This is a genomic window from Tabrizicola oligotrophica, assembly GCF_011008935.1.
Lineage (GTDB): Bacteria > Pseudomonadota > Alphaproteobacteria > Rhodobacterales > Rhodobacteraceae > Tabrizicola_A > Tabrizicola_A oligotrophica.
The window spans coordinates 330,037-353,707 of the sequence record NZ_JAAIVJ010000003.1 but is presented as its reverse complement, the minus strand read 5'-3'; the positions used below and the strand labels follow the sequence as shown (position 1 = coordinate 353,707).

Here is a 23,671-nt window from a genome sequence, read left to right as displayed (position 1 = left end):
GCCAGACTTCACGGGGCTTTGGGTTGTGGGGACAGAGGGTGTCTGGCAGGATCACCGGCATGAAACGTCTTGCCCTGATGATCCCCGTCCTTGCCGCCATGGCGCTGCCTGCCCATGCCGGCCCGACCGAAGACGCCTTGCGCGAAGGCCTGCGACTGGCTTCGGGCAAGGATTGGGCCAACGCCTCGGCCGCCGTCGCGGGGGTGGGGGGGGGCGCCGCCGATCTGGTGGAATGGCACCGGCTGCGCGGCGGCGACGAGGCGGCGCGGCTGGGGGATTATGAGGCCTTTCTGGCCCGGCATCCGGATTGGCCCGGTCTGGCGCTCTTGCGGGAAAAGGGCGAAGTGGCCGTGGCGCGGTCAACGGACCCGGCCCGGGTGATCGCCTATTTCGGCGCGGCCAAACCGGCGACGGGGGAGGGGGCTGTCGCCTTGGTCAAGGCCCTGATGCAGTCTGCCCGGCCCGGTGAGGCGGAAGCGGAGGCCCATCGCGCCTGGGCTGTGCTGAAATTCGAAGCGGATGAGGAGGCCGCCTTGCTGGATCTGCAAGGCGAGGCGATGGCCGTGGCGCATGAGGTGCGACTGGACAATCTGCTCTGGGATGGCAAGCGGACCGCCGAGGCGCTGCGCATGGTGCCGCGGGTCTCGGCCGGCTGGCAGGCCTTGGCCAAGGCGCGCTTGGCGCTGCGGGCCGACAAGGCGGGGGCAAGCGCGCTGATCGACGCGGTTCCAGCGGCGCTGAAGGACGATCCCGGTCTGGCTTATGAGCGGTTTCTCTGGCGGATGCGGCGCGACAACTATCCTGACGCCACGGAATTGCTGCTGGAGCGCTCTGACAGCCCGGCGCGGCTGGGGCGCCCCGAGGCCTGGGCCGAGCGCCGCGCGCTTCTGGCGCGGTGGCTGATGCGCAACGGCCAGGAAAGCACGGCCTATCGGCTTGCAGCCCGGCACCACCTGAAAGAGGGGAGCGACCGGGCCGATCTGGAGTTTCTGGCCGGCTTCATCGCATTGCGGAAGCTGGGCGATGCTGACACCGCCCTGCGGCATTTTGCCGATCTCAAGGCCGGGGTGAAGACGCCGATCAGCCTGTCGCGCGCGGATTACTGGACTGGGCGGGCGCTGGAGGCCAAGGGCGATGCGACAGGTGCGCAAGCGGCTTATCAATCGGCCGCGCAGTATCAGACCGCCTATTACGGACAGTTGGCGGCTGAAAAGCTGGGCCTGTCGCTGGACCCGGCCCTGATCGCAGTTGGCGAGCCGGCGCGGGGCTACAAGACCGCCGCCTTTGCCGGTTCCTCGGTGCTGGCCGCAGCCCGGCTTGCCGAGGATGTCGGGGACACCAACCTCGCCAAGCGGTTCTTCCTGCATCTGGCCGAAAGTCAGGACCGCGCCGGGCTGGAGGCGCTGAGCGACCTTGCGCTGTTGCTGGAGGATCCGCATATCGCGCTGGTGGTGGCCAAGCAGGCGGCCGAGAAGGGCTGGATCCTGCCGCGCGCCTATTACCCGGTGCCTGACATGGTGCCCGACAACCTTGCGGTCAGCCGTGCTTTGGCGCTGGCGATCAGTCGCCGCGAATCCGAGTTTGATCCGGCTGCGCGCAGTCATGCCAATGCGATGGGGTTGATGCAACTCTTGCCGGAAACGGCCGGGCGGATGGCCAAGGGCATGGGTCTTGCGCATGAGACGCGGCAGCTGACTTCTGATCCGGCCCACAATGCCACTCTGGGTGCGGCCTATCTGGCGAAGATGGTCGAGGAGTTCGGCCCCTCGGTCGCCATGGTTGCGTCAGGTTACAACGCTGGCCCGGGGCGGCCGCGCAAGTGGGTGGCGGAATTCGGCGATCCGCGCAGCGGTGATCCGGTGGACTGGGTGGAGACCATCCCCTTCGCCGAAACCCGGACCTATGTGATGCGGGTGTCCGAAAGTCTGGTGATCTATCGCCAACGGCTGAAAGGGCAGGCCGGCCCGGTGCGGCTTACGGCCGAGCTGACCGGGCAGTAGCTGCGGCCCGGGCGCGCACCCTTTGCCGCCAAAGCGTGAAGAGCCCGGCGGCGACCACGATCAGCGCGCCGGCGGCGACGTTCCAGCGCAGGACCTCGCCGAAGATGGTAATGCCGAAGATCGAGATGAACACCAGTTGCAGATAGGCAAAGGGCTGCACGGCGCTGGCTTCGGCAACTTCGTAGCAGCGGATCAGGAGGTAGTGGCCAAGAATGCCCGTGCAGCACAGGGTGGCCATCCAGATCGAATCGCCGGGGGTCATCGGCGTCCAGAACCAGAGGCCGGGCACCGTCAGGGTGACGGCTCCGATCGCGCCCATCCAGAAAAAGCTGACGGGGCTGGAATCGGCCCGTCCGACATAGCGGGTCAAGAGACCGTAAAGCGCGTAGAGGAAAGCGCCGAGCAGCGGCACCAGCGACCAGAGCGAAAACACCCCGGCGCCCGGTTTCAGAATGACCAGCACGCCCAGGCAGCCGACCCCGATTGCCGCCCATCGCCGCCATCCCACCTTCTCGCCAAGGATCGGACCCGACAGCGCGGCCACCATCAGCGGCGAAGTGGTAAAGACCGCATGGCTTTCGATCAGGCCAAGCCGGACAAAGGCAAGTTGCATGATGCAGATCTGCGCCACCAGCAACAGACCTCGCCCGACATGCATGGCCTTGAACGGGCTGGACAGGGCAGGCGCGATGCCGCGATGCGCCCGCAGCATCAACCAGATGCCAAAGGCCGCAAAAAGCCAATAGCGCAGCATGACGATGGAAAACACGTTGTATGTACTGCCAAGGTGGCGCGAGATCCCGTCCTGTGCCGCGAACACCAGCATCGCCGACATCAGGAACACCGTGCCTTTGCGGTTGTTCTGCTCAACCATCCTGTCCGTCCTCGGGCAAATGGCCGACCGACATATGCCGCTTGCGCCCGTGGCCGGGGCAACGTTTCACGTGAAACCCTGCTTCGGCCAGAGCCCGCCGAACATGGCCCGCCGCGGTGTAGGTGGCGAAACTGCCGCCGGGCGCAGTGTGGCGGGCAACTTCCGCCATCAGGTCCGGCGCCCAAAGCTCGGGGTTCTTGGCGGGCGAGAAGCCATCAAGGAACCAGGCATCCGCCTGGCCCTGCCAGCCAGGCAAGGTTTCCCGCGCATCACCAATGACAATGTCAACCGCGATCGCGCCGATCTGGAACCGTCTGATCCCTTGCTCCCAGGCCGCGAGAAACGGCCCGGCCACCGCTCGGGCCTCGGGGAAATGCTGCAAGGCGCGGTCAATCTCGTCTGCGGTCAGCGGAAAGGCCTCAAAGCTGGTGAAGCGCAGCGGAACGCCCGGATTGGCAAGATGCAGGGCCAAGAGGTTCAGTCCGGTGCCAAAGCCAAGCTCGGCCACCCCAAATCCGGGGCGCAGGCGGGCGGGCAGATCGTTGCCGTCCAGAAACACATGGCGGGTTTCGGCCAGCCCGTCGTTCAGCGAGAAAAAGGGGTCGTCGAAGCGGCGCGACACCGGGATGACGCCGTCGCGCCAATCAAGCCCCTGCCCCTGTTCGTCGCCCGTCATCTGCCGTATCTCCGACTCGGGCGGACCATGGGGAAGGCGTTGGCGAATGGCAAGGGTCGATCTTACGGTGCGCGGCGGTGGCGCCTTTGGCCTGTGTATCGCCTGGGAGGCCGCCCGGCGCGGCGCGCGGGTGCGACTGATCGAGAGCGCCCGGATTGGCGCGGGGTCGTCCGGCGGGCTGGTCGGCGCGCTGTCGCCGCATGTGCCGGAAAACTGGAACCCAAAGAAGGCATTTCAGCTGGAAAGCCTGGTGATGGCCGAAGCCTTCTGGGGGCAGGTTTCGCAGGCTGCCGGTTTGCCCACGGGCTACGGCAGAGTGGGCCGATTGCAGCCGCTGGCCGATGCCGCGGCGGTTGATCTCGCCAGAAAACGTCACGAAACGGCCATTAGTCTCTGGAATGGTTTCGCCGAGTGGTGCGTAGTTCCCGCCACAGGCGACGCGTGGGAGCCCCGCTCTGCCTCTGGCTGGCTGGTGCATGACACGCTATCGGCGCGGCTGCATCCCCGCATGGCGGCGGCGGCGCTGGTGGCTGCGATCCGCGCCCGCGGCGGCGAAGTGATCGAAGGCGACGCGACCGAAGCAGGCCCGGTCATCTGGGCAACCGGGGTGCAGGGCTTGCGCGAGCTCTCCGCCGACCTTGGGCGCCCGGTCGGTGACGGGGTAAAGGGGCAGGCGATCAGTCTGAAATTCGACGCGCGGACTGCGCCGCAACTCTATGTCGATGGCCTGCACATCATTCCCCATGCCGATGGAACCGTCGCAATCGGGTCGACAAGCGAGCATCACTGGCAAGATGATTCAGTCACTGATGGCCTGTTAGAGACTGTCTTGCTGCGCGCGGCCACCGCTCTGCCGATCCTTGCCGCTGCGCCGGTTCTGGAGCGCTGGGCGGGCATCCGCCCCCGCGCCCGGACCAAGGCGCCGATCCTGGGGGCCTGGCCAGGTCGGCCCGGGCATTTTGTCGCCAATGGCGGGTTCAAGATCGGTTTCGGCATGGCCCCCAAGGTCGCGACCACCATGGTCGATCTGGTGCTGGAGGACCGCGACAGCATCCCTGACGGCTTCCGGCTCTAACCCCTTGCCCGGCGGGATGGCTTGACCCATCTTGACGTCATGCGTCGCTTCATTCCCCCCGATGTTCTGGCTGCCTTCTGGCGCTTTTACCGGCGCACCGAACAGGCCGAGCTTGACCTGATCGCGGCGGGCGTCGCCTTTTATGGCTTTCTTGCCATCTTTCCGGCGGCGGCAGCGGTCATAGCCATCTGGGGCTTCGTCTCCGACCCGAGCGTCATCCGGCAGGAGCTGGAGCTGCTGCGCCCGGTTCTGCCGCCCGATGTGCTGGCGCTCATCACCGGACAGGTCGAAAGCCTTCTGAGCGCGACCTCGTCGAATCTCGGTCTGACTACCCTGCTGTCCACGGCCTTCGCCCTCTGGTCGGCCCGTGCCGGCGTGGCGGCGCTGATCCGCGGGCTGAATGCCATTCACCATCGCCCGAACCGCTCGGGCCATTGGCACCAGTTGCGGGCGGTGGCGCTGACCTTCGTGCTGGTCGGGCTGGTGCTGGCGGCGCTGGTGCTGGCGGTGATCCTGCCGCTGATCGTCGCCTTCCTGCCCTTGGGGGCCTATGGGCTGCGGGCCCTGCAAGGCACCAACATGGCGCTGGGTCTCGGGCTTGGCATTCTGGCGATGGCGCTGGCCTATCGGCTGGGCCCGAACCACGGGTCAAAGCCGCCGCCGCTGCTGTCCTGGGGGTTGTTGGTGGCAGTGGTCCTATGGGTGCTGGCGACGCGGGGCTTCATGCTCTACCTTGAGAATTTTCCAAGTTACAACAGGATTTACGGCTCCATCGGTGCAGTCGCTGCGCTGATGATGTGGCTGTATGTCTCGGCCTATGCGGTGCTTCTTGGCGCCGCCGTCGATGCCGAGCGGCATAGGCGCAAGCGTCAGTAGTCCTTCTCGACAAACACCCCGACGCCGGTCTGACCGTCAGACCCGGCCCGCCCGCGCAGGGTGATGCTGTCGGTCAGGTCAAGGTTGAGGTTGATCTGGCTTTTGCCGTCCTGCCCGACTGTCACCTCGGTATAGGCGTTCTTGCCGATGTATTTGCCCGCGGTCACCTCGGTGCCACCCTCCGCCGTGGTCTTGACGTCAAGGTTGTCGATGCCGATCCCCTGCCGCAGCTTCGTCATGACCCCCTCGCCGCCGCGTCCGGCGAGCGTGGCCACCGCGCTGGCCAGTTGCAGCGCCTGCAGGGCCGACAGGTTCTGCAAGCCCTGCCCGAACAAAAGCTGGGCCACAACCTCTTCCTCCGGCAGGTCCGGCGTCGAGGTGAAGCTGACCTTCGGATCATCCGCGCGGCCCTCGATCAGCACATTGGCGGTGATGCCGTCGTTTTCCGTGCTGGCCACAATCCGCAGGAAGGGAACCAGATCGCCCTCCAGCTGCATCAGCGCCTCATCCAGATCAAAGCGCTTGCCCAGAATGTCCAGTCGCCCGCGAATGAGGTTGAAGGCCCCGGCCGGGGCCAGCGCCGACAAGCTGCCCAAAAGCCGCACCTCGCCGCCCAACTCTGCATCAAGCCCGCGGCCGCGAATGAAAACCCGGTTCGGCGCCGAGATCGTCACATCCAGCCCCAGATCGCCGCCACCTGACCGCGCTGCGCCCTCAGCCTCGGTCAGCAAGCCGGCCCGAGCGCGGGTCGCGCGCACATCTTCGGGCTCGTTGCGGTGGAGCAACTCCGGCAGCCCCGCCGCGCCGCCAAAGCCGGTGGAAGGAACCCGCAGCTCGGTCTCGATCAGGGTGATCCGCCCCGCCAGCAGGGGCCGCGCCAGCAATGGTCCGGTAAGCCGCAGCGCGCCGGCCAGCCGTGTCTCAAACAGGTCGGGGTCGTGCAGGGTGACCCCTTGCAGATCAAGACCCAAGGCCGACACAAACGGCTCTGCAAGGCCAACAGTGCCGGAAACTGCCACCTTGCCCGAGGTGGTCAACGGCAAGGAGCCTGTGAGGTTCACCGTCCCGCCCGACAGCGTGGCCCGGGCCGAGATCCCGTCGAAAGCAAAGGCCAGCGACGGATCGGACAGCCGGCCGCGCTCCAGCGTGACCGGGCCGGAAAGCGACGAAAGCGCCATCGGGCCATTCAGCCGCAGATCAAACCCCACCTGACCGGCCATCGAACGGGGCAAAAGGAAAGCGTTGGCCAGACCTGCCTGCGCCCGGCCGCGAATCGTCAGATCGGACCGCTCGGGCGCGATCTGCCCCTTGATCGCCGCCTCGATGCCACCCGGCCCCTTGCCTGACACATCCAGCCCCATCCCGGCGCTGTCGCGCGTGATCGTGCCGGTTACCGACAATGGCCCCGGAAATTCCGGCAGCAGCAGCCCAAGGTTGCGCAAACTGGCCTCAAGGTTCAGCACCTGTTCAGCGCCATCGGCGAGGCCGGCAACGGTGGCCTTGATTTCAGGGCTCGTCAGCGTGGCGCGGTTGATCTGTACCTTGCCCGATCGCAGGTCCAGATCGGCGGCAATCCGGCTTTCGCCGGTCAGCAGCTTGTCCACTTCGGCGTTGCCGCTGCGCAGGGCCTTGCCGTTGGCCGTCGTGGTGATGTGGGCGGTTGCCAAGGGGCCGGTCATTCGCGCCCCGGCCTCGATCGCACCGCCGAAGCCGTCACCAAGGCTGGCAAGGTCGTCCAGCCGGAATTGGGCGGTCAGGTCGCTGGCGGTCGAGGAAATGAGGCCTTCAATCAGGGCTTCCAGTCCGTTGCCGGTCAGTCTGCCCCTTGAAAGCCGCAGGCCCGCCTCGTTGCGCTGCAGATGGGCAGCCAGGCTCGTCTGACCCCGCATCAGGCTGTCCAGCATCGCCTGACCGCTTTGCATGTCTTGTCCGTCGACCTTTACCGCAAGGTCGAAGGTGCCCGACAGCGGGGTGAAATTGCCGGAAATCTCGCCCTGTGCCGAGCCCGCCAAAGGCACCCCGGCCAAGCCGTCCAGCCGCGACAGGTCGTCCAGACGGGCCGAGATCTTGCCCGAAAGCGCCAGCCCCTCTGCCAGCCCGGCAATCCGGGCACCAGAAAGGGTCGCGCCGTAATCCGCACCCTGCAGGTTCAGCTCCGGGATGGCGAAACTGCCCTCGGCGCGGCGATAATACAACACCGCATCGCCCGACAGCCTTGAACCCAGCGCGCGGGCCATGGCGGCATCGGTTGGCTGCAGGCCGTCGCCGCGAAACCTGCAGGTCGCACCGAATTCCCCCGGGCGGATTCGGCCGGATCCGGTCAAAGTCAGCTTGTTGGCGCGAAAATCGGCTCTATCCAGCCCGTAGACTGTGGTTTCTGCCTGCCACCCCTCTCCCCTGCTCTTGTCGAAACTGATCGCCAGATCGGCGCTTTCAACGCGAACCGGTATCTCCGTGGTCAACGGCAAGAGCACGGGCTGCCTGTCGGCATGTGCAAGCCTGCCCTTCAGGTCAAAGCGGCTCGGGCTGCCATCCGCCGCCAGCGAGACCGATCCGGCAAGGTCGATCGCCTTGGCGGTCACGCTCAGGCGCGACAGGTCGATGCGGCCATCGGCAAAAGCCGTGCCAGAGCCGACGAGTTCCACCCGGTCGCCAAAGAATTCGGCGTAATCCGGCAGAAACAGCGGCGCGACATCGCCTGACAGGTTCGCGGCAAAACCGGTTTCGGTCAGGCCCGATTGCGTGACCACACGGCCCGCCAGCCGTGGCTGTCCGTCGGTTGACAGGGCAACATCGGCAACAAAGTCACTGATCGGCCCGTTGCCGATGATTTTCAGTTCGGCCGCCGGATGGCCCGGCAGGTTCAGGGCTGTCGCCACCAGCCCCCCCGCCGCTTCGGCAGCGGTCAGGTCAAGGCCGAGAAGGCGGGTTTCGTTGGAGTAGCTGGCCTTCAGGGCAATGCGGCCATCCGGGCCGGAATCCTGCCGCTCCAGCAGCAGATTGGCATCACCGATCCCGCCGGAAAGTGTCAGGTCTGCCTCAAGCCGTCCTTCCACCGCCTGACCCAGGACCTCGGGCCCGAGAGTGATGCGATCCGCTGCCAGCCGCCCGATTTCCACCGAAACCGGCAGGTCCGGCAGGCTGAAGCTGCCCGCCTCGGGCTGGGGCGAGGTTTCCCCGGTTACCGGCGGCCGCGCGACGATGATCTCTGCGGCCGAAAGCTCGTTGACCGAGACATTGCCACTGAACAGCGCGCTGCGGTTCCAATCCAGCACGACATCGCGCAGGGTCAGCCAGACCCCCTGTTCGTCGGCGATGGTCAGTTCCGCGATGCGGGCCTGGGAAGACAAGGCGCCATCAAAGCCGGTAATGACAACCTGACGACCCGCCCCCGAAAGGTTGTCCTCCAGAAAGGCGGTCAGATAGCTGCGGTCATCGCTTTGGGCGAAAGCCGGCAGGGGCAGCAGGCAAAGCGCAAGGAGGGCGGTGCGGTTCATCAGAAGGCCTGCCCCAGTCCAAGGTAGATCTGCAGCCCGTCGCCGGTATTGCCGCCGACCGGCGCGGCCAGATCAAGCCGCAGCGGGCCGACGCCGGTTGCATAGCGAACGCCAAGCCCCGCACCGGCGTGCCAGTCGCCGGTGTCGTTGAAAAAGCCGCCAATGTCGATACGCCCCACATCGACAAACCCGACCAGCCCCAGCCGTTCGGTTGCCCTGAGCCGCGCTTCAAGCGAGGCGCCGACAAAGTGATTTGCCCCGATCGAGGTGTTCAGCCCGCCGCGCAGGATCTCGACCCCCAGAGACTGATAGGGCTGCCCGCGCACCGTTCCCGCCCCGCCAGAATAGAACAGATCATCGCGCGGGGTGCCAAGCAGCGAGGCTCCGAAAATCGCGCCCAGTTGCAGGCGGGCAGCCAGAACCAGTCTCTGTTCGGCCCCAAGAGCCCTGTAGCCGCGCAAATCCAGTTTGGTCCGAACGCCGTCATCGGTGATGCCGAAGCCCTTGAACGGCTTGATTTCGGCGTCGATGTAGATGCCGCGTCTGGCATCGGTCTTGCTGTCGCGGCGGTCCCAGGTCAGGCCAAGGGGCAGGGCCAGATTGCGATAGGTGAGCTGGCCGATGGCATCGGTGATCGCGGCATGTTCATAGGCCAGCCCCACGCGCCCGGTCAGGCTGTCGGAAAACACATGGGTCAGCGTGGCGCCTGTGCTGGCGATATCGGCATCGAAATCCGCTTCGTCGAGGCGACTGATTTCAAAGGCCAGACCCAGGCTGGTATCGGGGGTAAAGGTGGCCGGACGGTTGATCCTGGCCCCGAGGATATAGTCGGTGCCGCCCGAGCTGGTGCCGATATTGGTGAGCTCGGCGCCGAGTTCCAGCCGCTCGCCGCCGCCCATCAGGTTGCGATGCAGCCAGTTGGCCGAAAGCATCAGCCCGTCCATGCTGGCCAGCTCCGCGCCGAAACTGTAGTGGCGCGGCTTTTGTTCGACCACAGTGACGGTGATGCCCAGAAGGTCGGGCCGGGTGATCTCTTCGTCTTCCGTCAGCGTGACGGATTTGAACACACCGGTCCGCCGCAGACGGTCGGCGGCGCGGTCAAGATCCCTGGGGTCAAACCGCGCGCCGTCAGGCAGGCCCGCGATCTTGCGGATTCGATTTTCGCGCATCCGGTCCTGACCTTCCACAGTCAGACGCCCAAAGCGCAGGACCGGGCCGGGCTCTACCCGAATGGTGGCGGAAAGCGTGGCGCGGGCGTGGTCGGCCACGATGTCCTGCGCCGAGATGCGGGCCTTGGCGTTGCCCTGCGCCCGCCAGCCATCGACCGCAGCCGTCGCCGCGCCGAGGATGACACCGCTTTCGGCGGGCGCACCGGGGCGAAAACCCTTGGGCAGGTCCGGGCGGCGGGGCAGCGGCTCTACGCTGGCGCGTGACAGCGCAAAACGCGGGCCGGGATCGACGGTGATCCGGATGTGGCCAATGCGAGAGGGGGCATCCAGCGGCGGGATCGCGGCCACTTCTTGCCCATCGGCATAGACATGGATCACGCCCGAGTAATGCCCGCGGGCGTATAGCGCATTCAGAAGGGCGGCATATTCCGCGCGGCCATCTGTCAGGATGTCCTGCGCCGCGGTCTGGCCATCCCGCTCGCTTGCCAGCACCACAGAAGCGGCACGCAGGGCGCTGGTCAGATCCCCATCTGCGGAGTTGACAAGAAACTCAACCCGATCAAGTGCCTGCGCAGAAGACGCGACAAAGGCCAGCGCGAAAACACCCATGCGACCCAAACAACGGATCGTAGCGGCAGCCATGAATAACCCCCAGAAATGGTGGTTGAGTATCGCAAGCCTTGGGGCCATGCGCAATCGGGACAGGCGGAAATTCTGGGGTCAGGCGGGAAGCCGCGCGTCAGCGTTTGACGCTGGCCGTGACATAGTTCACCGACAGATCGCGGTCCGACAAGGACCAGCGCCAGCTGACCGGATTGAACACCATGCCCTGCTTGTCCACCGGATCAAGCCCGGCCCGGCGGATCAGGTCGTAAAGCTCTTCCGGGGTGATGAACTTTGCCCAGTCATGCGTGCCCTTCGGCAGCCAGCGCATCACCCATTCCGCGCCGACGATTGCCATCATGAAGGACTTCGGGTTGCGGTTGAGCGTCGAGCAGATCATCAGCCCGCCGGGTTTCAGCAGCTGCCGGCAGGCGGTCAGATAGGCCAGCGGGTCGGCAACATGTTCGACAACCTCCATATTCAGCACGACGTCGAATTGCGCGCCCGTGGCCGCGAGATCTTCAGCGGTGGTCACGCGATAGTCGATCTTCAGGCCCGACTGTTCGGCATGTACCTGCGCGACCGGGATATTTCGTGCCGCCGCGTCGGCGCCCACCACATCGGCCCCCAGCCGCGCCATGGGTTCCGACAAAAGCCCGCCGCCACAGCCGATGTCGAGAATGCGCAGCCCTTCGAACGGATGCGGTGCCACCAGATTGCGGTCATACTCTGCCGCAATCTGCATGGTGATGTAATCCAGCCGGCAGGGGTTCATCAGGTGCAGCGGCTTGAACTTGCCGTTCGGATCCCACCATTCGGCGGCCATGGCTTCGAACTTGGCCACTTCGGTGGGGTCGATGGTGGTGGTCATGCGGAACTCCTTGCACAGCGGCGCGATGCGGCGCAGTCTTTCTGTCGGTAATATAGGACGATGATGGACCAGAGATCAGGCCAAAAGCGCGCAGCTGACTATCTTTATCCGCCGATCGAGCCCTTTGACCAAAGGGTGATCGAGGTGGGGGACGGTCACCGCGTGTTTGTCGAGCAATGCGGCAATCCGCAGGGCGTGCCGGTGCTGGTGCTGCATGGCGGGCCGGGTGGCGGGTGCAGCCCGGCGATGCGGCGCTATTTCGATCCAGGCCATTACCGGGTGGTGCTGTTCGACCAGCGCGGTTGCGGTCGGTCGCGCCCGCATGCCAGCGTCGAGGCCAACACCACCTGGCATCTGGTCAGCGACATCGAACGGATCCGCGGCGATCTGGGGATTGATCGCTTCGCGCTGTTCGGCGGCAGCTGGGGCGCGACCTTGGCGCTTGTCTATGCGATCACCCATCCTGACCGGGTGACGGCCATGGTCCTGCGCGGTGTTTTCCTGATGACCAAAGCCGAGCTGGAATGGTTCTACGGCGGCGGCGCAGGGGCGTTCTATCCCGAACTGTGGACGCGCTTCCTGTCGGTCATTCCCGAAGGCGAACGCCACGATCTTCTGGCGGCTTACAATACGCGGCTGTTCTCGGGCCTGTTGGGCGAAGAAACCCGCGCCGCGCGGGCCTGGGCCGGGTGGGAGAACTCGCTGGCCTCGGTCTTGGGGGATGGGGCGGCGGGCGAAGGCCCGGCAGAATATGCCCGCGCCTTTGCCCGGTTGGAGAACCACTATTTTGTCAACGGCGGGTTTCTGGAAAGCGACGGCTGGATTGTCGCCAACGCCGCCCGCATCGCCCATGTCCCAACGACCATCATTCAGGGCCGCTTCGACATGATTTGCCCCCCGACCTCGGCCTGGAAGCTGGCGCAGGCATTGCCCAAGGCGCGGTTTCACATGATCCCGATGGCGGGTCATGCCCTGTCGGAGCCCGGCATTTCCGAAGCTCTTGTCCATGCGATGAACCTGCTGCGCAGCTGAAAACGGCGAAGCGGGGGTTGAAATGCCGAAACCGTGAACCATCTTGGGCCTGCGGACCGGGCCCCTCTGACGTGCAAACGTGATGTCGGACCGCATCGAGCGCGCTCGATGTCATGCCCGGACCCTTTGGCTGACCTCTCGGCGCCCCCATGCGAGAAAGGTCTGACCTGTGGATTTTCTGTCGATTGCGTTTCTGGGAACCCCGCTGTGGATGTGGTTCACCTTCATCGGGCTGGTGATCGCCCTTCTGGTGCTGGATCTGGGCGTGCTGCACAAGGACGGCGCACAAGAGATCGGCGTCCGGGAAAGCCTGAAGCTTTCCACCATGTATATTGCCCTTGGCCTTGGCTTTTCCGGTTTCGTCTGGTGGCAGATGGGCTGGGATGCCACGGCGAACTATCTGACGGCCTTCGTCGTTGAAAAGACGCTGGCCTTGGACAACATCTTTGTCATCGCCCTGATCTTCGGCTTCTTTGCCATTCCGCGTGCCTATCAGCACCGGGTGCTGTTCTGGGGCATCCTTGGGGTGATCGTGCTGCGCGGCATCATGATCGGCCTCGGGGCGACGCTGGTGGCGCAATACGGCTGGATTCTCTACGTCTTCGCCGCTTTCCTGATCTTCACCGGCATCAAGATGCTGACGGTCGCCGACAAGGAGCATGACATCGGCGAAAACGCCCTGATCCGTCTCATGCGCCGGATGTTCAATGTCACCGACGGGCTGCGCGGCAATGCGTTTTTCGTGACCGAGCCGGACAAGGCGGGCAAGGTGACCCGCTTTGTCACGCCGTTGTTTCTGGCGCTGGTGATGATCGAGCTGGCCGATCTGGTCTTCGCGGTCGACTCGGTGCCGGCGGTGTTCACCATCACCACCGATCCTTTCATCGTCTACACCTCGAACATCTTCGCCATCCTTGGCCTGCGCGCGCTTTACTTCGCGCTGGCGGCGATCCTGCACCGCTTTGCCTATCTGAAATATGCGCTGGCCATCCTTCTGGTGTTCATCGGGTCGAAGGTCTTCGCGGCCGATCTGATGGGCTGGGCCAAGTTCCCGCCCTCGCTGTCGCTGGGCATCACTTTCGCCATCCTTGGCGCCGGTGTGGCGGTGTCGTTGTGGAAAACCCGCGGGCAAAGGGCCGAACTGGCGCACTAAGCCGCGCGTTCCCCCTTCCCCCGCATGGCGGTTTTGCCTATGCGGGGGAAAACCACGAGGTCCGCGATGAGCTTCAACACCTTCGGTCACATGTTCCGCGTCACCACTTGGGGCGAAAGCCATGGCCCGGCGATCGGCTGCACGGTGGACGGTTGCCCTCCGGGGATCGCCCTGACCGAGGCAGATCTGCAGCCTTGGCTCGATGCCCGCAAGCCCGGCACCTCGAAATTCACTACCCAGCGGCAAGAGGCCGATCAGGTGCGCATCCTGTCGGGAGTGTTCGAGGGGATGACGACCGGCACGCCGATCCAATTGATGATCGAGAACACCGACCAGCGCTCGAAGGACTATGGCGACATTGCGCAGGCCTTCCGGCCGGGGCATGCCGACATCACCTATCACCAGAAATACGGGCTGCGCGATTATCGCGGCGGCGGGCGGTCTTCGGCGCGGGAAACTGCCTCGCGGGTTGCAGCGGGCGGTGTGGCGCGGGCGGTTTTGGCGGCGCTTGTGCCGGGCCTGACGATCCGCGGCTATATGGTGCAGATGGGGCCAAAGGCGATCGACCGGGCGCGGTTCGATGCCGGCCAGATCGGCCAGAACCCGTTCTGGTGCCCCGATCCGGTGATGGCCGCGGACTGGGCGGCCTATCTGGATGAGCTGCGCCTGTCGCACAATTCGGTGGGCGCGGTGATCGAAGTGGTGGCTGAAGGTGTCCCGGCGGGCCTTGGCGCACCGCTTTATGGCAAGCTGGACGGCGATCTGGCCGCCGCGATGATGTCGATCAACGCGGTCAAGGCGGTGGAGATCGGCGATGGCATGGCCTCGGCCAGCCTGACCGGGGTTGAGAACGCCGACGAGATTCGCATGGGGCCGAACGGGCCGGAGTTCCTGTCGAACCACGCCGGCGGCATTCTGGGCGGCATCTCCTCGGGCCAGCCGGTGGTGGTGCGCTTTGCGGTGAAACCCACCTCGTCTATCCTGACGCCGCGCCGCACGGTGAACCAGAAGGGCGAGGAGCTGGACCTCATCACCAAGGGGCGCCACGACCCCTGCGTCGGCATCCGCGCCGTTCCGGTCGGCGAGGCGATGCTGGCCTGCGTGCTGGCCGACCATCTGTTGCGCGACCGCGGGCAGACCGGCGGGCAACGGGGCAAGATCGGCTGAGACCGGGGGGCGGATTTTGGCGCAGCCCGCCCCTGCCCGTCTTGACGAAGGCTTTTCCGGCTTGGCAGATAGCGCCTGCGTTGCCACCCGACGCCGGAGCCCTTTTCGCGCGCCTTGAAACATTGCGCCACGTCGGAACCGACGTGGCAAGACCGAAGCTGGAGATTTCATGACCAAGCATGTTCTGATGGTGGGGGCCGGCCTTTCCGGGGCGGTGATCGGGCGTATGCTGGCCGAGGCGGGCCACCGCGTGACGGTGCGTGACGCGCGCGGCCACATCGCCGGCAACTGCCATACCGAGCGCGACGCCGGATCGGATGTCATGGTGCATGTCTACGGCCCGCACATCTTCCACACCGACGATGCCGAGGTCTGGGACTATGTGAATCGCTTCGAGACCTTCCAGCCCTACAAGAACCGGGTCAAGACCACCTCGCAGGGCGCGGTTTATTCGCTGCCGGTCAACCTGCACACCATCAACCAGTTCTTCGGCCAGACCCTGCGCCCCGACGAGGCGCGGGCGTTTCTGGAAAGCAAGGCCGATACCAGCATCACCGATCCGCAGACCTTCGAGGATCAGGCGCTGCGCTTTGTCGGGCCACAGCTTTATGAGGCCTTCTTCAAGGGCTACACCATCAAGCAATGGGGCTGCTCGCCGCGCGATCTGCCGGCCTCAATCCTGAAGCGCCTGCCGGTGCGCTTCAACTACGACGACAACTATTTCTTCCATAAATTCCAGGGGATGCCGGAAAACGGCTATACCGCGATGGTCGACCGCATCCTTGATCACGCCAATATCACGGTCGAGCTGAACCGCCCCGTCACCCGCGACGAGGCGGCCGGCTTTGACCATGTGTTCTATGCCGGCCCGATCGACGGCTGGTTCGACTATCGCCTTGGCCGTCTGGGTTACCGCACGCTGGATTTCGAGCGCTTCGAGCATCAGGGCGACTGGCAGGGCTGCGCGGTGATGAACTACGGCGATGTCGAGGTGCCCTATACCCGCATCACCGAACACAAGCACTTTGCCCCTTGGGAAAGCCATGAAGGCTCGGTGCTGTACCGCGAGTTTTCGCGGGCCTGCGGTCCCGACGACATTCCTTATTACCCGATCCGTCAGGTCGCCGAGAAAACCCTTCTGGCCGAATATGTCGATCTGGCCCGCGCCGAGGCCAATGTCACCTTCGTCGGCCGCCTCGGCACCTATCGCTATCTCGACATGGACGTAACGATCCGCGAGGCGCTGGACTGCGGCCGCGCCTTCCTTGCGGCGCAAGAGAGCGGCGGCGCCATGCCGGCCTTCACGGTGAACCCGCTCTGACGGTCAGCGTTCCAGCAGCGAATACTGATGGCGGTAGAGCAGCATGAGCCCTGCCGCCCCGGTCACAAGACTGACCCCGGCGACATACAGCACCGACACATAGGGCGCGTGATAGGTCGAATAGAAACCGTGGCGCATCATGCCCACGGTGTGAACGATCGGATTGTACCACAGCCAGTCCCGCGCCCAGACCGGAAGCTGGTCGAACAGGTTGAACACGCAGGAAACGATGAACAGCGGGCGGGTCAGGATCGACCAGACTTGCTGCCAGACCGGGAATTGCGTGAACAGGAAGCAGTTCAGCGTTCCGATTCCCAGCGCAAGCATGCCCGACATCACCAACGACAGCGCGACGGCAGGAAGGTTGAGGATGACCCGCACATCAAAGACGATCAGAATTCCGGCAAAGATCACATAGGCCACCATGACCTGGGTCAGCGCGTTCAGCAGGAAGCGGGCCAGAATGGCATCGAGAAACTTCACGCTGGGATAGGCCAGCAGCGGCCGCGAGTAACTCACCGCAAGTCCGACCCGGCCCGCGATCGCGGTGAAGAAGGTCAGCGGCACCAGACCCGTCGCATAGAACAGCGCAAAATTGGTGCCGATCGAGGGGCTGCGGAACCCGAGCGAGAAGATGATCGACAAAAGCGCGATCCCGGCAACCGGCTCGAGGATGGCCCAGAGATAGCCGCCGGGCGAGCGGCCGTTGGTGGTATACATCTCGCGCAGGACCAGCGCTGCAACGGCGCGGAACGTGGCAAAGCTGCGCCTTGGATGAGAAGCAAGCACCTCCCCCGCGGGCAGATCGGGCATGATTTGGTCGTCGTCGGCGGAATTATCAGACATCTGGCGCATTGGCCCAAGCAACTCGGGAAAGTCCAGATGGTTTCTGGGCTTTTTGCGTCGCAATATGTAGGATATCGCTCTGGGAAACAAATCATTCCGTGAGGCCCCGTGTCTTCCACCCCCACCTCTCCGACAGACGCCGAAGCTGCGAACACCGAGGCATCGCGCGATGAAGCCGGGGGGCCAAAGCGGCGGGTCAGGGCTGGGGCGGGAGCCGGGCGGGTGATGGCGGGCAATCGGCGCCGGCAGCAGGATGAGGCAAAGGCAGCACCAGAGGTTGCCGATGCCGAATATCCGACGCCGGCCGTGGCACGGAAACGCGCTTTGGGGCCAAAGGCGGCGATGATGGCCGGGCGGGGCAGGGTGAATCGTGCCGAAAAGGCGACGGTCGAATTCACGCCCGAGATGTTGGCCGAGGCGTCCGCGGCCGCAGGCCCCATGGCCAGCCCTGCCCATATCAAACCGCGTCACAGGCTCTTGTTTCTGTCCTTTCTTGTTGTCATCCTGCTGCCGGTTCTGGTTTCGGCGGTCTATCTCTGGGGTGTCGCCAAGGACCAGTATGCCTCCACCGTCGGTTTTTCTGTCCGGCGCGAAGACGCCAGCGCCGCTGCCGACATTCTGGGCGGCCTGACTTCGCTGACCAAATCCTCCTCTTCGGACACTGATATTCTTTACGAGTATCTGCGCAGCCAGAAGCTGGTGGCCGACATGGATGCCCGGGTCGACCTGCGCACAACCTGGTCGAAGCCATGGGGGGATCCGGTTTTCACCTTTGACGCCGATGGTTCGATCGAGGATCTGGTCGATTACTGGCAGCGCATGGTTCAAACCTCGTATGACAGCACAACCGGGCTGATCGAAGTCCGCGTTCTGGCCTTTGAACCAGCGGATGCGACGGAGATCGCGCAGGCCTTGCTGGATGAAAGCGCGCGCATGATCAACGATCTCAGCGCGGCGGCGCGCGAGGATGCGGTGCGCTATTCGCGCAGCGACCTGCAGGCGGCAGAAGACAGGCTGCGGACTGCCCGCGAGGCGGTCACGGCCTTTCGGGTGAAAAACCAGATCGTCGATCCGACGACGGATTTCCAGATTCAGGCCGGGCTTGTCGGCACGCTCGAAAACCAGTTGGCCGAGGCCCAGATCGAGATCGACCTGCTGGCAGATGCCGCACAAAACGACCCGCGGCTGGTGCAGGCCAGGCGCCGGGCCGAGGTGATCGTGGCCCGGATCGCGGCAGAACGTGCGAAAGTCGGGGCCGAGGGCGGGCAGAAAGACCTCGCCGCCCTTGCCGCCGATTATGAGCGCCTGCTGGTGGATCGTGAATTTGCCGAAAAGGCTTATGTCGCCGCCCTTTCGGCCTATGACAGCGCCAAGGCGGAAAGCCTGCGGACCAGCCGCTATCTGGCAGCCCATGTGCTGCCGACGACGGCGGAGGTGTCCCGCTATCCCGAACGGCTTTCGATCCTTGGATTGCTGGTCCTGTTTCTCGGTCTGATCTGGTCGATCGGCGTGCTGGTCGCCTATTCCCTGAAGGATCGGCGCTGAGGACCGGCTGTCATGATCAGACTGGAAAACCTGACCAAGATCTTTCACATCGAAGGCCGCCGCAAGGTGGTGATGAGAAATGTCAGCATCACCTTTGCCTCTGGTCAATCGGTCGCCTTGCTTGGCCGGAACGGGGCGGGAAAATCGACGCTGTTGCAGATGATCGCCGGGACGCTGGCGCCGACGTCCGGCCGCATCGTGTCAACCGGCAGCATTTCCTGGCCGGTGGGCTTTGCCGGGTCGTTCCACCCCGAGCTTTCCGGGGCGCAGAACACCCGCTTTGTCGCGCGGATCTATGGCGTGGACGCGGACGAGCTGGTGGCCTTCGTCGAAGGCTTTGCCGGGCTGGGCGAGCATTTCCACCTGCCGTTCCGCACATATTCCTCTGGCATGCGGTCACGCCTGGCCTTCGGTGTGTCGATGGGCATTCCCTTTGACACCTATCTGGTGGACGAGGTGACCTCGGTTGGGGACGCGGCCTTCAAGGCCAAAAGCTCGGCTCTGTTCAAGGCGCGGATGCAGACGGCGGGGGCGGTGGTGGTCAGCCACTCGATGCGGATGGTGCGCGATCTGTGCCAGGTTGGCGTCGTGCTTGAGGGCGGCAAGCTTTACTATCATGACAACATCGAAACCGCGATCGCGCATCACGACTACAACATGACGCGCTGAACCGCGCGCCAAAGCGGCGCGGGGTCAGTTGTTCAGCTTGTTGGCGTTGACCGCCAGACCGAAGACCGAGCCGATCAGCGACAGCGCGTTGCGGGTGCCGATCAGCGGGCTTTCCGTGACATAGATCAGGTCGCCCGGCTGAATGTCGAACTCGCCGGCGCTGAACAGCCCGTCGGCGCTGGTCAGGTCAATGGTGAAGATGGTGCGGGAATGGCGCGGACCCGAGCCATCGGCCCGGACAATGCCCGGGTCATAGGCGCGCAGCACCAGAATACCCTGGGCGTCTGCCCGGGTGGGCGCCAGGCCGCCGATGATCGACATCGCATCCAGTGCCGTCACCCGATCCTGCGGGAAATGGTGCTGGGCGCGGGTTCCGGCGGCCCCCAGCGACAGGAAGTAACGCTCATCCGCCTCGACGAACATCCGGTCGCCACCGCGCACGGAAACGTTCAGATCGGTGTCTTTCATCACCCGGTCGAGCGAGATGCCGTAGGTGGTGTTGCCGCGCTGCAGGCGGATCTGCGGATTGGCGACGGCTTCCGGCACACCGCCGGACAGGGCCAGCATGTCCAGCACCGTCACGCCCGAATCCGACAGCGGATAAGAGCCGGGGCGGGCCACGCCGCTGACCACGCTGGCCGAGCTTTGCCGCCCCTCGACGCTGCGCAACTGGACCTGCGCCGAAGGTGCGACCTTGGCGTAAGCCGCCTCGATTTCGGCGCGGGCTTCTTCCTGCGACAATCCCGCCAGCTTGACCTGGCCGACATAGGGCAGGAAGACCTGACCCGAGGGCGAAACCGTCATCGGCGGCAGTTCCGCGACCCGCTGGCCCGGCGCGGTAATCAGGCCGTTTTCCTCGCTCACCCAGACCGAAATGCTGATCGTGTCGCCGGCGTTGACGCTTTTGGCAAGGCCGCCTTGCCCCTTGGGCCAGGCATAGGTCCGCCCTTGGGCGCGGGCAGGCCAGTTCGCATAGCGGCCAAGGGAGTTGCGGGTGATCTGCTCGACCGCGAATTCGCCGGGCAGGGCGTCCTGGACCGCGGATTTGCCGGCCGCGGTGCTGTTGGCAAGAACCTCGGATTGCAGGCCAGAGCCGCGCGGCCCGGCCGCGCAAGCGGCAAGCAACACGGCAAGCCCGATAGCGGGCCCCATCGTCAATCCGGTCTTCGGCATGTGTCTGCCTTGTTCTCGCGCGCGCCTTGGGTGGCGCTTTGCCTCTCAGGCGAAAGCCTTAGCACGGGACTCCGCGAAAGAAACGGGTCGAAAAATGGAATAGGCAGGCTGTTACCTATTTGTGTCGGCACCGGATGAAGGGCGGGCGTCCCGGTGCCGCAGGTATCCGGTCAGCTGACGGAAGGAACGTGCAGCACGATGCCGTCCAGATCGGCACTCATCCTGATCTGGCAGGACAGGCGCGAGGTCGGCTGACGCTCGGCCTCGGCGACGTCGAGCATGGCATCCTCGAAGGGGCCGGTTTCGCCGGTTCGCGCGGCCCAGGTGTCATCGACGACAACATGGCAGGTGGCGCAGGAGAGCGAGCCGCCGCATTCCCCGATCACGCGGGGGATGTTGGCGGTGACGGCGGCCTCCATCAGGTTCTGGCCTTCTTTGACCTCGGCGGTGATTGTCTGCCCGTCGGGCAGGATCCAGGTGGCGTGCATCGTGTGTCCTCAGATGTACCAGATATACCAGTCGCGCAGCGCCTCGCCCTCAAGGCTGGCGGTCTTATCGACCTCGGCGCGCTTCATGTAGAGATGGTTCTCGACCAGCCCGGCGCCGACGGCTTGCGACAGGGCGCTGTCGGCCTCGAGATCGTTCAGCGCCTCGGTCAGGCTGGCGGCGGTGCCATGCGGCGCATCGTTGCCGGTAAAGCCGTCGCCGGTTTCGGCGGGGGGCAGCGGGTACTTGTTCTCATAGCCGAGAAGCGCCGCCTGCAGGACGGTGGCGACCACGGTATAGGGGTTGGCGGCCGCGTCGGCCATGCGGTGTTCCAGCCGGGCCTTCTTGCCGCCCTCGGCGCTGACGCGGACGGTGACGTTGCGGTTGTCGCCGCCCCAGTTGCACCAGAAGCCCGAGAGGCTCGCCGGTTGCAGCCGCAGATAGCTGAGGGCGTTCGGCGCGATCAGGCCGGCCATGGCCTTGTGATGCTGCATCCAGCCCGAGATGCAGCCCCGGGCGATGTCGTTGAGGTTGGCCGGATCGCCGCGCTCGCCATTGGCGATGGCGTTGTGCTCTTTCCGGTCGGTCAGCGAGAAGTTGACATGCATCCCCGAGCCGCCCTTGTTCAGATGCGGCTTCGGCAGGAAGGTCAGCAGCACGCCATGGTCCCAGGCGATCTCGCGGGCCATCTGGCGGAAGAGGACGACCGTGTCGACATGTTCGACCGCGGTGTCGAAGGTCAGGGTGAATTCGAACTGCGGGCTGTCATATTCGGCGGTGATGAGGTCCAGGGGCAGGCCGATCTCCTGCGCCTTGTTCCAGATCGCGTCGGTGAAGCGATTGGGATCGGTGAAATTGCCGGTGCCGTAGACCACGCCGCCGGGGGTGTCATAGGGCACGATCTGGCCGTCGACGTTGCGGACAAAGGCATAGGCCTCCAACTCGATGCCGACCTTGGGGGTCAGCCCGTGCTTTTCCCAGCCGGCGACCGCGCGTTTCAGCGCGCCGCGCGGGCACATTGGCACCGGGCTGCCGTCGCCGGCGTGAAGATCGCCCATCACCACATGGGTGCCGGCTTCCCAGCCGGGGCGGATCTCGTCGCCCGTCCAGCGCAGGGCCATGTCGGGCAGGCCTTCAAGGCACATGGTGCCGGGCGCCTCGATCAGCAGGTCCTTGTCGTAATGCACCGAAAAGGTCGGTCGGGCAAATCGGCTTTCGTCGTCGCGCATCTTCGAGGCGGGAAGGTATTTCCCGCGCATGATCGACAGATGATCGCAGAACATGGCGCGCAGACGCGCGGGGTTGTCGGACATTTCTAACTCCCTGAGGGCGGTCTGGGCGCCGCTTATTGCAGTGTCACTGTAACGGGCAGTTCCTTGATCCCGCCAATGAAATTCGAGCGCAGGAACCTGTGCGGCGCGGCCGGTTCGATGGACTTGAGCCGCTTGGCCAGTTCTTCGAACAGCACCCGCACTTCCAGCCGCGCCAGCCACATGCCAAGGCAGACATGCGGGCCGCCCTGACCGAAGGACATGTGCCGGTTGGGCGTGCGCATGAGGTTGACGCGGAAGGGGTCTTCGAACACCCGCTCGTCGCGGTTGCCCGAGGCCCACCAGTAGATCACCTTCTGACCGGCCTTCACCTCCTTGCCGTGGAACTCGAAGTCGCGGGTGGCGGTGCGGCGGAAATAGGTGGTGGCGGTGCCCCAGCGGATGATTTCATCCGGCGCGGTTTCCCAGACCGCGCCGCCCTGCTGCATCTGGCCCAGAAGCTCGGGCTGATGCGCCAGTGCCTGAATGCCGGCGGCGATGGAATAGCGCGTGGTGTCATTGCCGGCGGCGACCAGCAGGCAGAAGAAGTTGCGGAACTCGTGTTCCGGCATCACCGTGCCGTCGGGGCCGGGTTGCAGGATGAGATGCAGCACGCCCGAGGTGTCGCCCGAGGCTTCCTTCTTCTTCAGAAGCTCCTTGGCATAGACGAACAGCTCTGCCCCCGCCGGCGAGTTGAACGGCATCATCCGGAACTCGTCGGTGGTCATCTTGTCCAGCACGTGCTGGGTGAAGTCAGGGTCGGTGTTGGCAATCAGCGTGTCGCCCTTTTCCACCAGCCAGGGCAGGTCTTCGTCGGGCGTGCCAAGGATGCGGCCCAGCATGCGCATTGGCAGTTGCCGGGCGATGTCCTTGGTGGCGTCGAACGTGCCCTTGGCCAGCGCCTCATCCAGGATCGGGCCGCAGAGGTCGCGGATGATCGGTTCGAACTGGGCGATCACTGGCTTGGAGAAGGCCTTGGCGACCTTGATCCGGGTCTGCATATGCTCGGGCGCGTCGGTTTCCTGAAAGGTGCGGCGGGCGAGGTATTCCTCGTAGGTCTGATCCTCCATCCGGATGCCGCGGGCCGAGGACAGCAGGTCGGGCTGGCCGTTCAGCTTGGTGATGTCCTCGTGCCGGGTGACCGACCAGTAGCCCTCGCCGCCCGACCAGTCGGACCAATGCATCGGGTCTTCGTCGCGCAGGCGCCTGAAGGTGTTGTGCGGCGGGCCGTTCAGAAAGGTATCATGGCTGCCAAGGTCGGCATGGCCGTTATCGGTCGGGGTCCAGACGGTCATGCTTGCTCTCCCTTGCCGCAATGCCGATTTCAA

19 protein-coding genes are annotated in these 23,671 nt (G+C 65.0%); 9 read left to right on the top strand and 10 right to left on the bottom strand.

Annotation, left to right across the window (positions count from 1 at the left end; genetic code table 11):
- The first annotated feature begins 59 nt into the window (after positions 1–59).
- Positions 60–2,000, top strand: coding sequence for a lytic transglycosylase domain-containing protein (locus G4Z14_RS08165; protein WP_164624541.1), 1,941 nt, complete (start codon positions 60–62; stop codon positions 1,998–2,000).
- Here the strand turns inward: G4Z14_RS08165 and G4Z14_RS08160 are convergent.
- Both G4Z14_RS08160 and mnmD read right to left on the bottom strand, forming a co-directional pair.
- Positions 1,975–2,874: a DMT family transporter gene (locus G4Z14_RS08160; RefSeq protein WP_164624540.1), complete on the bottom strand. Its 900-nt coding sequence runs from the start codon at positions 2,872–2,874 to the stop codon at positions 1,975–1,977. The genes G4Z14_RS08165 and G4Z14_RS08160 overlap by 26 nt on opposite strands.
- A complete protein-coding gene (mnmD, locus tag G4Z14_RS08155; RefSeq protein WP_164624539.1) occupies positions 2,867–3,550 on the bottom strand; it encodes a tRNA (5-methylaminomethyl-2-thiouridine)(34)-methyltransferase MnmD in 684 nt (227 codons plus the stop codon). The genes G4Z14_RS08160 and mnmD overlap by 8 nt, the downstream gene beginning before the upstream one ends.
- 46 nt (positions 3,551–3,596) lie before the next feature.
- Between mnmD and G4Z14_RS08150 the strand changes: the two genes are divergently transcribed.
- Both G4Z14_RS08150 and G4Z14_RS08145 read left to right on the top strand, forming a co-directional pair.
- Positions 3,597–4,625: an NAD(P)/FAD-dependent oxidoreductase gene (locus tag G4Z14_RS08150; protein WP_164624538.1), complete on the top strand. Its 1,029-nt coding sequence runs from the start codon at positions 3,597–3,599 to the stop codon at positions 4,623–4,625.
- A gap of 39 nt (positions 4,626–4,664) precedes the next feature.
- Positions 4,665–5,501, top strand: coding sequence for a YihY/virulence factor BrkB family protein (locus G4Z14_RS08145; protein WP_164624537.1), 837 nt, complete (start codon positions 4,665–4,667; stop codon positions 5,499–5,501).
- Here G4Z14_RS08145 and G4Z14_RS08140 read toward each other — a convergent pair.
- The 3 genes from G4Z14_RS08140 to ubiG form a co-directional block, all read right to left on the bottom strand.
- A complete protein-coding gene (locus G4Z14_RS08140; RefSeq protein WP_164624536.1) occupies positions 5,495–8,998 on the bottom strand; it encodes a translocation/assembly module TamB domain-containing protein in 3,504 nt (1,167 codons plus the stop codon). The genes G4Z14_RS08145 and G4Z14_RS08140 overlap by 7 nt on opposite strands.
- Entirely contained in the window at positions 8,998–10,776 is a 1,779-nt protein-coding gene (locus G4Z14_RS08135; RefSeq protein WP_164624535.1) for an autotransporter assembly complex protein TamA, read from the bottom strand. Before G4Z14_RS08135 ends, G4Z14_RS08140 begins: the two co-directional genes overlap by 1 nt.
- Before the next feature lie 130 nt (positions 10,777–10,906).
- Positions 10,907–11,641: a bifunctional 2-polyprenyl-6-hydroxyphenol methylase/3-demethylubiquinol 3-O-methyltransferase UbiG gene (ubiG, locus tag G4Z14_RS08130; protein ID WP_164624533.1), complete on the bottom strand. Its 735-nt coding sequence runs from the start codon at positions 11,639–11,641 to the stop codon at positions 10,907–10,909.
- A gap of 63 nt (positions 11,642–11,704) precedes the next feature.
- Here ubiG and pip point away from each other — a divergent pair, with 63 nt between their 5' ends.
- The 4 genes from pip to glf all read left to right on the top strand — a co-directional run bounded on the left by pip (position 11,705) and on the right by glf (position 16,314).
- Complete coding sequence (pip, locus tag G4Z14_RS08125) at positions 11,705–12,673, top strand: prolyl aminopeptidase (protein WP_164624531.1); 969 nt, start codon at positions 11,705–11,707, stop codon at positions 12,671–12,673.
- Positions 12,674–12,842: 169 nt separating this feature from the next.
- A complete protein-coding gene (locus G4Z14_RS08120; RefSeq protein WP_321573018.1) occupies positions 12,843–13,826 on the top strand; it encodes a TerC family protein in 984 nt (327 codons plus the stop codon).
- Positions 13,827–13,892: 66 nt separating this feature from the next.
- Positions 13,893–14,993 carry a chorismate synthase gene (gene aroC / locus G4Z14_RS08115; protein ID WP_164624529.1) on the top strand — a complete coding sequence of 367 codons (1,101 nt, stop codon included), beginning with the start codon at positions 13,893–13,895 and terminating at the stop codon, positions 14,991–14,993.
- A gap of 169 nt (positions 14,994–15,162) precedes the next feature.
- A complete protein-coding gene (gene glf / locus G4Z14_RS08110; RefSeq protein WP_164624527.1) occupies positions 15,163–16,314 on the top strand; it encodes a UDP-galactopyranose mutase in 1,152 nt (383 codons plus the stop codon).
- 3 nt (positions 16,315–16,317) lie between these two features.
- Here glf and G4Z14_RS08105 read toward each other — a convergent pair whose 3' ends face one another.
- Complete coding sequence (locus G4Z14_RS08105) at positions 16,318–17,160, bottom strand: ABC transporter permease (protein WP_227751596.1); 843 nt, start codon at positions 17,158–17,160, stop codon at positions 16,318–16,320.
- A 306-nt stretch (positions 17,161–17,466) separates the two neighbouring features.
- Between G4Z14_RS08105 and G4Z14_RS08100 the strand changes: the two genes are divergently transcribed.
- Positions 17,467–18,705 carry a hypothetical protein gene (locus tag G4Z14_RS08100; RefSeq protein ID WP_321573017.1) on the top strand — a complete coding sequence of 413 codons (1,239 nt, stop codon included), beginning with the start codon at positions 17,467–17,469 and terminating at the stop codon, positions 18,703–18,705.
- 12 nt (positions 18,706–18,717) lie between these two features.
- Positions 18,718–19,374, top strand: a complete 657-nt coding sequence (locus G4Z14_RS08095) for an ABC transporter ATP-binding protein (RefSeq protein WP_164624525.1) — start codon at positions 18,718–18,720, stop codon at positions 19,372–19,374.
- Positions 19,375–19,398: 24 nt separating this feature from the next.
- On the opposite strand, the gene G4Z14_RS08090 is transcribed toward G4Z14_RS08095, so the two are convergent.
- From G4Z14_RS08090 to G4Z14_RS08075, 4 genes are all read right to left on the bottom strand, one after another.
- Complete coding sequence (locus tag G4Z14_RS08090) at positions 19,399–20,526, bottom strand: polysaccharide biosynthesis/export family protein (RefSeq protein WP_227751595.1); 1,128 nt, start codon at positions 20,524–20,526, stop codon at positions 19,399–19,401.
- A 191-nt stretch (positions 20,527–20,717) separates the two neighbouring features.
- Complete coding sequence (locus tag G4Z14_RS08085; protein ID WP_164624521.1) at positions 20,718–21,035, bottom strand: 2Fe-2S iron-sulfur cluster-binding protein; 318 nt, start codon at positions 21,033–21,035, stop codon at positions 20,718–20,720.
- 9 nt (positions 21,036–21,044) lie between these two features.
- On the bottom strand, positions 21,045–22,346 hold the full coding sequence (locus G4Z14_RS08080) for a type I glutamate--ammonia ligase (protein WP_164624519.1): 1,302 nt from the start codon (positions 22,344–22,346) through the stop codon (positions 21,045–21,047).
- A gap of 32 nt (positions 22,347–22,378) precedes the next feature.
- Positions 22,379–23,638 carry a cytochrome P450 gene (locus G4Z14_RS08075; RefSeq protein WP_164624517.1) on the bottom strand — a complete coding sequence of 420 codons (1,260 nt, stop codon included), beginning with the start codon at positions 23,636–23,638 and terminating at the stop codon, positions 22,379–22,381.
- Between the last annotated feature and the right edge of the window lie 33 nt (positions 23,639–23,671).

Bases quoted from the DNA above. Each gene is read 5' to 3' on its own strand.
- G4Z14_RS08080 (WP_164624519.1), bottom strand. From the start codon at position 22,346: ATGTCCGACAACCCCGCGCGTCTGCGCGCCATGTTCTGCGATCATCTG.
- mnmD (WP_164624539.1), bottom strand. From the start codon at position 3,550: ATGACGGGCGACGAACAGGGGCAGGGGCTTGATTGGCGCGACGGCGTC.
- G4Z14_RS08165 (WP_164624541.1), top strand. From the start codon at position 60: ATGAAACGTCTTGCCCTGATGATCCCCGTCCTTGCCGCCATGGCGCTG.
- G4Z14_RS08095 (WP_164624525.1), top strand. From the start codon at position 18,718: ATGATCAGACTGGAAAACCTGACCAAGATCTTTCACATCGAAGGCCGC.
- glf (WP_164624527.1), top strand. From the start codon at position 15,163: ATGACCAAGCATGTTCTGATGGTGGGGGCCGGCCTTTCCGGGGCGGTG.
- aroC (WP_164624529.1), top strand. From the start codon at position 13,893: ATGAGCTTCAACACCTTCGGTCACATGTTCCGCGTCACCACTTGGGGC.
- G4Z14_RS08075 (WP_164624517.1), bottom strand. From the start codon at position 23,638: ATGACCGTCTGGACCCCGACCGATAACGGCCATGCCGACCTTGGCAGC.
- G4Z14_RS08150 (WP_164624538.1), top strand. From the start codon at position 3,597: ATGGCAAGGGTCGATCTTACGGTGCGCGGCGGTGGCGCCTTTGGCCTG.
- ubiG (WP_164624533.1), bottom strand. From the start codon at position 11,641: ATGACCACCACCATCGACCCCACCGAAGTGGCCAAGTTCGAAGCCATG.
- G4Z14_RS08135 (WP_164624535.1), bottom strand. From the start codon at position 10,776: ATGGGTGTTTTCGCGCTGGCCTTTGTCGCGTCTTCTGCGCAGGCACTT.
- G4Z14_RS08140 (WP_164624536.1), bottom strand. From the start codon at position 8,998: ATGAACCGCACCGCCCTCCTTGCGCTTTGCCTGCTGCCCCTGCCGGCT.
- pip (WP_164624531.1), top strand. From the start codon at position 11,705: ATGGACCAGAGATCAGGCCAAAAGCGCGCAGCTGACTATCTTTATCCG.
- G4Z14_RS08105 (WP_227751596.1), bottom strand. From the start codon at position 17,160: ATGTCTGATAATTCCGCCGACGACGACCAAATCATGCCCGATCTGCCC.
- G4Z14_RS08090 (WP_227751595.1), bottom strand. From the start codon at position 20,526: ATGGGGCCCGCTATCGGGCTTGCCGTGTTGCTTGCCGCTTGCGCGGCC.
- G4Z14_RS08085 (WP_164624521.1), bottom strand. From the start codon at position 21,035: ATGCACGCCACCTGGATCCTGCCCGACGGGCAGACAATCACCGCCGAG.
- G4Z14_RS08160 (WP_164624540.1), bottom strand. From the start codon at position 2,874: ATGGTTGAGCAGAACAACCGCAAAGGCACGGTGTTCCTGATGTCGGCG.
- G4Z14_RS08145 (WP_164624537.1), top strand. From the start codon at position 4,665: ATGCGTCGCTTCATTCCCCCCGATGTTCTGGCTGCCTTCTGGCGCTTT.